Below are 4,666 nucleotides of genomic sequence, written 5' to 3' on the forward strand. Positions count from 1 at the left end.
GGCCTGCTCCTGGTCGTCTCGTCGTTCGAGAACGGCCTGCTCCTGGTCGTCTCGTCGTTCGAGAACAAGGAGGCCGCCGCGCGGCTCGCGGTGAGCACCGGCGCGGGTGTCGTCACCGACGCCGACGGCCTCGCGCTCGTCGACGGCCGGTACGTGGCGTCCAAGACGGTCTTCGCGGGCACCTGGACCACCGYGTGCGCGATCACCGCGCCGCTGGCGATCGTCGCCCTCAAGCCCAACTCGGTGCAGCCGGCCCCGGTCGACGGTGCGTCCGCGCCGCAGATCGGCGAGCACGTGGTCGCGGTCAGCGACAAGGCACGTCGCGTGACGCTGGTCGAGCGCACGGAGCGGCCCGCGAGCGGGCGGCCCGACCTGGGCAGCGCGAGCATCGTCGTCGCCGGTGGTCGCGGCACCGAGGGCGACTTCTCGGTGGTCGAGGAGCTGGCAGACGTGCTCGGCGGTGCGGTCGGCGCCACGCGCGTCGCCACGGACGAGGGCTGGATCGGGCACGACGCCCAGATCGGCCAGACCGGCGTCACCATCGCCCCGCGGGTGTACATCGGGGTCGGGGTCTCCGGCGCCGTGCACCACCGCGGCGGCATGCAGGCGTCCGGCACGATCGTCGCGATCAACTCCGATCCCGATGCCCCGATCTTCGAGATCGCGGACTTCGGCGTGGTCGGTGACCTGTTCACGGTCGTTCCCCAGGCCGCCGCGGAGATCCGGCGCCTCAAGGGCTGATCCCCGCGCAGTACCGTGCGCTCATGGCTCGTCGCGCGCAGATGCTGGCGGTCGAGCTCGTCGAGCACGACGAGCTCGAGGACGCGCCGTCGACGCCCGCGGGCGCCCGGTGGCGGCCGTCGTGGCGATGGGTCGCGCTCCCCGTGGCGCTGGTCCTGGCGCTCGCCGGCATGCAGGCGGTCACCGACGCCCGGGAGCGCGCACTCCTCGCGGAGCTGGCCACCGTGCCGGGCATCGTCCGCCCCGTCGACGAGGACGTGCGGCTGCTCTGGACGCTCGAGGACGGGACCGAGGAGGTGCTCTGGTCCGGGATCGAGTCGGCGGGCGCGATGGTCGGTCTGGAGCACGCGCGCGACGGCTCCCAGGCACTGGTCGCGATCGACAGGCTGACCGGTGACCGCCGGTGGACCACAGCCCTGGCCCCGGCGCGCCCCGTCGACCCGGGCGACAGCAGTGGGAGCGGCGTGGGCGGCTGCGTGCCTGTCCCGGAGGTGTCCGGTCGCGTCCTGTGCCTGGTCAGCGACACGTACCTGGAGTACGGGGAGCTGTCCGTGCAGGTGGTCACCGGGACGCTCAGCCGGGTCGTCCTGCTCGACACCGACGGTGGGGCCGTCCTCGCCGACCACCCAGCGCCGGGCGTCGTCGCGTTCACGGCCCGGCCGGGCCTCGCGGTGGTGGGGGTCCCGGTGGAGGGCGGCGGGCTGGTGGTGACCGCCTCCGACCTGGAGACCGGGCAGCAGCGGTGGCAGACGACGCTCCCGGCCGCGCCCCACGACGCGGAGGACGACCTGTACGTCGACGGGCGGACCTCCGTGTTCGGCACGGCGGACGGGGTGGCCGTGATCCAGTCCCCGGGCAGGATGACCCTGCTCGACGGCGAGGGGGCCGTCGTCCGGTCAGGCATCGACGCCCGCGCCGGCTACGAGGTCGACCCGGCCACCCGGGCCGTGGCGGCGATGGCGTTCGCGCCCGACGGCCTCCTGCGCACGACGTTCCTGAGCCGCGGGCCGGACGTCGTGCTCACCGGCAGCCGGGTGATCCTGTCGGCCGACGACGGCAGCGTGCCCGGACTGGTCCTGATGTCCGACACGACGGTGCGCGCGTACGACCGCGGCCGCTCGACCCCGCGCTGGTCGATCCGGAACGCCACCGCGGGGAACGCGCTCGTGCTGCGCGGCCGGGTCTACCTGAGCACGGAGGCCGGCCTGCTCGCGGTCGACGGCCGCACCGGCGAGGAGCTGTGGCGCACGTCCGCGCCGGCGGGCCGGAGCATCGGCGCCCTCGTCACCGACGGCCGGCACCTGCTCAGCGCGCAGCAGCGGCCCGATGCGACCGGCAAGGTGACCCAGGACGACTGGCCCGAGGTCGACGAGCTCGTCGCGTACCGGCTCACCGACGGGGGCGAGGACTGGCGCGCCGAGCTGCCCGACGGCCTGTTCGGCATCTGGTCGACCGGGTCGACGCTCGTCGGCTCGGGCGACGCGGGCGCGATCGTGCTCGGCTGACTGCGCCGTCCGGGTGACCGCGGCGAAGCGCCGGACAGGGGCGTGACCGCTCCGCTAGCGTCTCGCTCGGTCCCGGCCCTGGTGCGCCGGGAGGGGCGCCCGAGGAGAGACCGTGATCCGCTACCTGCCGTACGTGATCGAGCTGGGCCTGCTGGTCTACTGCCTGATCGACTGCATCCAGACCGACGTCCCACGGAACCTGTCGAAGACCACGTGGGTGTTCGTGATCATCCTGGTGCCGCTGGTCGGCGGGATCGCGTGGCTCGTCGCGGGACGGCCCGAGTACCGGGCTCCGCGGAACGTGCCGTGGCCGTCGACGCAGACCGCCGGGTTCCCCGAGYACGAGCGGCCCCGCCGGACGTCCCCCGACGACGACCCCGAGTTCCTGGCGGGCATGCGGGCGTCCGACGACGAGCACGAGAAGATGCTCAAGGACTGGGAGGCGCAGCTGCGAGACCGGGAGCACAGGCTGAGGTCGGACGAGCCCCCGACGGTCTGATCAGGACAGCTCGCGCAGCCAGCGCACCGTGGCGACGCCCTGCGCGGCCTGGAACCGGCGCAGGTTCGGGATGCCGAGGGGGGCGGGCTGCCGCGAGCTCCAGGCGAAGTAGCCCGAGAGGCCGGCGAGCCCCGCGCGCAGGTCGTCGTCGTGGACGCCGTCCGAGACCGCGTGGTTGCGGAAGTTGGTGGCCGGGTCCCCGCCACCCTGGAGCGCCACGCTGGGCAGCATGAACGCGAGGTCGAGCCAGGGGGCGCCGACGCTGGCGTGCGGCCAGTCGATCAGCCAGACCCGGTGGTTGTGGTCGGGGTCGATCATCACGTTGTCGGCGCGCAGGTCGCCGTGCACCAGAGCGTCGCCGGCGCAGACCCGCAGCGAGTCCTGCTCCCAGCGGATCAGCTCCTCGACGTGGTCCAGGGCCCACCGTCCGACGTCACCCGCCAGCTCGGCGTAGCTGGTCTGGGTCTCGAGGTCGAGCGCGCGCAGCTTGCGCCAGCCCGTGAAGTCGTCGGCCAGCTGGTCGTCCGTGCGGGGCAGCGAGTGGCCCGGCAGCGGCTCCGCGTCTGCGAGCGCTCCCAGCGCGTCCGCGACCGCCTGCAGGTCGGCCGGCTTCCACGGCAGCTCCGGGGAGCGACCGTGCACCACCTCGAAGCCGAGGATGACCCAGTCGTCGTCGTCGGACGACCACAGCAGGCGCGGCGCGGGCACCTGCGGGGGCAGGGCGTGCGAGACGCGGATCTCGTTGCGGGCGAGGTCGGGGGACAGCGGGTTCTGCTCGGCGGAGACGGCCTTGACGAAGACCCCGCGGCCGTCGGCGAGCTCCAGGACCGCGGCGAACCCGGGGCTGAACCCGCTGGTCGCACTGATCTCCGCGGTCACCTGGGAGCCGGCCAGCTCGGCGATCCGTGCCCGCACGTGGCGGGGGAGATCACGCCAGTCCAACCGCTGGCCGCTGAAGGCGAGCGGGAGGGCAATGACGTCGTCGGCACTCACGCGGCACATCCTGCCAGTTCGCGCGCGGCACCCGGTGGGTGATCCCACCAGGTGTGCGGTCGGGGTCTGGGCCGTTCCGTTCGTAGACTGGAGGCGATGAGCGTGTATCTCGATCATGCGGCGACCACGCCCATGCTCCCGGAGGCCGCGCGGGTGCTCGCCGAGCAGCTCGCGCGCACGGGCAACCCCTCCTCCCTGCACGCGTCCGGGCGAGCCGCCCGCCGGGTGGTGGAGGAGTCGCGCGAGCGCCTCGCCGCCGCGCTCGGCGCCCGCCCCAGCGAGGTCGTGTGGACCTCGGGCGGCACGGAGGCGGACAACCTCGCGGTCAAGGGGCTCTTCTGGGCCCGTCGGACGCAGGATCCGCGACGCCGTCGCCTGCTCGTGTCCGCGGTCGAGCACCACGCGGTGCTGGACCCGGCGTTCTGGATGGCCGAGCACGCCGGGGCCGAGCTGGTCCTGCTGCCCGTCGACGCGGACGGCGTCCTTGACGTCGACGCGCTGCGCGAGGAGCTGGAGCGGCACGGTGACCAGGCCGCGCTGATCTCGGTGATGTGGGCCAACAACGAGGTGGGCGCGCTGCAGCCGCTCGACGACGTGGTCTCCCTCGCCCGGCGGTTCGGGGTGCCGGTGCACGCCGACGCGGTGCAGGCGGTCGGGCAGGTCCCCGTCGACTTCGGCGCGTCCGGGCTCGACGCCCTGACGGTCACCGGGCACAAGGTGGGCGGTCCGGGCGGTGCCGGTGCGCTCCTGGCACGGCGGGGGCTCGACCTGACGCCCGTGCTGCACGGCGGAGGGCAGGAGCGCGGGGTGCGGTCGGGCACGCTCGACGCGGCGCTGCTGGCGTCCTTCGGCCTCGCGGTGGAGCGCGCGGTCGCGAGCCGGGAGCCGTTCGCCGAGCGGGTGGGAGCGCTCCGCGACACCCTCGTCG

The 4,666-nt window shown here is 74.3% G+C and carries 5 protein-coding genes; 4 read left to right on the plus strand and 1 reads right to left on the minus strand.

Translation table 11 applies throughout. The features are described from left to right. From AC1DUQ_RS17875 to AC1DUQ_RS17885, 3 genes are all read left to right on the plus strand, one after another. Positions 1–741 (plus strand): electron transfer flavoprotein subunit alpha/FixB family protein (locus AC1DUQ_RS17875; protein ID WP_477074259.1); only part of this gene is annotated, 741 nt, incomplete at its 5' end. Positions 742–764: 23 nt separating this feature from the next. After that, entirely contained in the window at positions 765–2,246 is a 1,482-nt protein-coding gene (locus AC1DUQ_RS17880) for an outer membrane protein assembly factor BamB family protein (RefSeq protein WP_477060438.1), read from the plus strand. Positions 2,247–2,358: 112 nt separating this feature from the next. After that, entirely contained in the window at positions 2,359–2,745 is a 387-nt protein-coding gene (locus tag AC1DUQ_RS17885) for a PLD nuclease N-terminal domain-containing protein (protein WP_477074260.1), read from the plus strand. On the opposite strand, the gene AC1DUQ_RS17890 is transcribed toward AC1DUQ_RS17885, so the two are convergent. Then, positions 2,746–3,738: a phosphotransferase family protein gene (locus AC1DUQ_RS17890; RefSeq protein ID WP_477060440.1), complete on the minus strand. Its 993-nt coding sequence runs from the start codon at positions 3,736–3,738 to the stop codon at positions 2,746–2,748. It lies immediately after the preceding gene. A 96-nt stretch (positions 3,739–3,834) separates the two neighbouring features. On the opposite strand from AC1DUQ_RS17890, the gene AC1DUQ_RS17895 reads away from it, so the two are divergent. Continuing rightward, positions 3,835–4,666: cysteine desulfurase family protein (locus AC1DUQ_RS17895; RefSeq protein ID WP_477074261.1), on the plus strand; the 832-nt coding region annotated here is incomplete at its 3' end.

It is taken from the genome of Cellulomonas sp. P4_B5_2, assembly GCF_056402235.1.

Coding starts and splice junctions, on each gene's coding strand:
- AC1DUQ_RS17880 (WP_477060438.1), top strand. CDS start 765: ATGGCTCGTCGCGCGCAGATGCTGGCGGTCGAGCTCGTCGAGCACGAC.